This is a genomic window from Rodentibacter mrazii, from assembly GCF_001998825.1.
GTDB classification, from domain to species: domain Bacteria; phylum Pseudomonadota; class Gammaproteobacteria; order Enterobacterales; family Pasteurellaceae; genus Rodentibacter; species Rodentibacter mrazii.
This window is the reverse complement of the sequence record NZ_MLHG01000011.1, coordinates 1-2,021: the sequence shown is the minus strand read 5'-3', so window position 1 is coordinate 2,021 and position 2,021 is coordinate 1. Positions and strand designations below refer to the sequence as shown.

Annotated in this window: 1 protein-coding gene; it reads left to right on the top strand. The window is 47.4% G+C overall.

All coding sequences use genetic code 11. The features are described 5' to 3' along the window. Positions 1–51: 51 nt before the first annotated feature. On the top strand, positions 52–2,021 hold a 1,970-nt coding region (locus BKK47_RS01365), incomplete at its 3' end, for a type VI secretion system Vgr family protein (RefSeq protein ID WP_143529559.1).

The following is a 2,021-nucleotide window of genomic DNA, read 5'->3' as shown; positions in this document are numbered from 1 at the left end:
CAAATTCAGTTATACTAACCGAGTTTGACATCTCAACTTAAAGGAATAACTATGGCAACCCAATCCGACTATCGTTATACCCTCAATGCAGGCGATAAATATCACTTTGATGTGGTGAGTTTTCAGCTGACCGAAGGGCTTTCCGAACCCTTTAAATTGGAATTGCAGTTATCAAGTTTTGACCCGAATGTACCGTTTTCTGCGTTAATTGATACCTCGGTGACCTTCACCTTTTGGCTCGGCGATAAAGCGGTTCGGTATGTCAATGGGATTGTCACGGGATTCGGTTTGGGGAAAAGCGGTTTTGTACGCTCCTATTATCAAATGATAGTCGAACCGGCATTAGTGAGAGCCGGTTTGCAATCGGACAGCCGGATTTTTCAACATCAAAACAGTGAAAAAATCATCCGCACGTTGTTGCAAAAAAATCGGGTGGATAATGTGGCCTTTGAGCCTTTGCCGTCGGATTGGGAACGTGAATACTGTGTGCAATATCGGGAAACAGATTTGACCTTTATTGAGTGCTTGGCGGCAGAGGAAGGCTGGTATTATCATTTTTCCCACGGGGAAGAAAGCCATCTGCTCCACTTTGGTCATCAAAGTACCACCTCCCCGATTTTAGGCACATTGACTTATAACGCCATGCCGGCAGGCGACCGCCCTTTCGCGAGCCTATGGCAATTTGAATATTGCCGAAAAGTCACCACCAATCAACACACTCTACGGGATTATACGTTTTTAAACCCCAATTACCCCCTTGAACATCAACAAAGTGCGGTCCATTCTAACGGTGTTTCCTCCTCTTCTTCTCAACTTTCCTATGAAAACTATGACTACCCCGGCAGATATAAACGGGATGAACAGGGGCGCCCCTTCAGTCGCTACCGTTTAGAGTCAGCCCTTGCCTTGTCTGAAACCGCTCAAGCCACAGGGGATGATATGCGGGTGATACCGGGTTATGGTTTTACTTTGGAAGGGCATATTAATGCCGCGTTTAACCAAGATTGGTTCGTGGTGCGGGTGGAACATCAAGGCTATCAAACCGGTGTGATGGAGGAGGAAGCCGGTGAAGCAGGCAACCGTTATGAAAACAAGCTGTTTCTGATTCCCCATCACACCCCTTGGCGTAGTCCTCAAAAGCCCCGCCCGATTATTCGGGGCACACAGGTCGCCCATGTAGTCGGTCCGGAAGGGGAAGAGATTTACTGTGATGAATGGGGACGGGTGAAATTACAGTTTCCTTGGGACAGACGGGGTAACTTTGATGAACACAGTTCTTGTTGGGTAAGAGTGGTGCAAGGCTGGGCGGGGGCGCAATACGGCAATATGATGATTCCCCGTATCGGTGATGAAGTCTTAGTCAAATTCCTCCATGGTGACCCGGACCAACCGATGGTCACCGGCAGAACCTATCACAGTACCACGGAACCACCCTATCTTCTGCCGAAGCACAAAACCCGTACCACGATTAAATCCAAAACCCATAAAGGCAACAGCTTTAATGAACTGCGTTTTGAAGATGAACAAGGGCAAGAAGAAATCTTCCTGCATGCGGAAAAAGACCTCAACCATATTGTCAAACATGACGAAACCACTCAAATAGGTAACGACCGTACAGAGCAAGTGGCAAGAGATGAAATCGTCAACATCGGCAATAATCGAACGGAAACGGTGGTACAAGATGAAGACCTGACGATTAACCGAGACCAAACCCACTCTATCGGACGAAATCGTATAACGAAAATTGAACAAGACGACATACTGAACATCAACAACAGCCGTTATCTTAATGTACACGGCGATACTATCATCCATGTCGGCAATGAGCTTAATATTGACATTGCCCAAAATGGCACTTGGCATGCGGGTGAAGTGTTTGAACAAATCTGCGAAACCTTTGACCTTGAAGGCTATGAGCAGGTAGAACTCAGTGGTCCGGGCGGGTCGATTATTATCAACCGGGAAGGCATCACCTTGGTGGGGGATGTGTATGTGGAGGGGGAATTGTGTCAAGAAGGGGG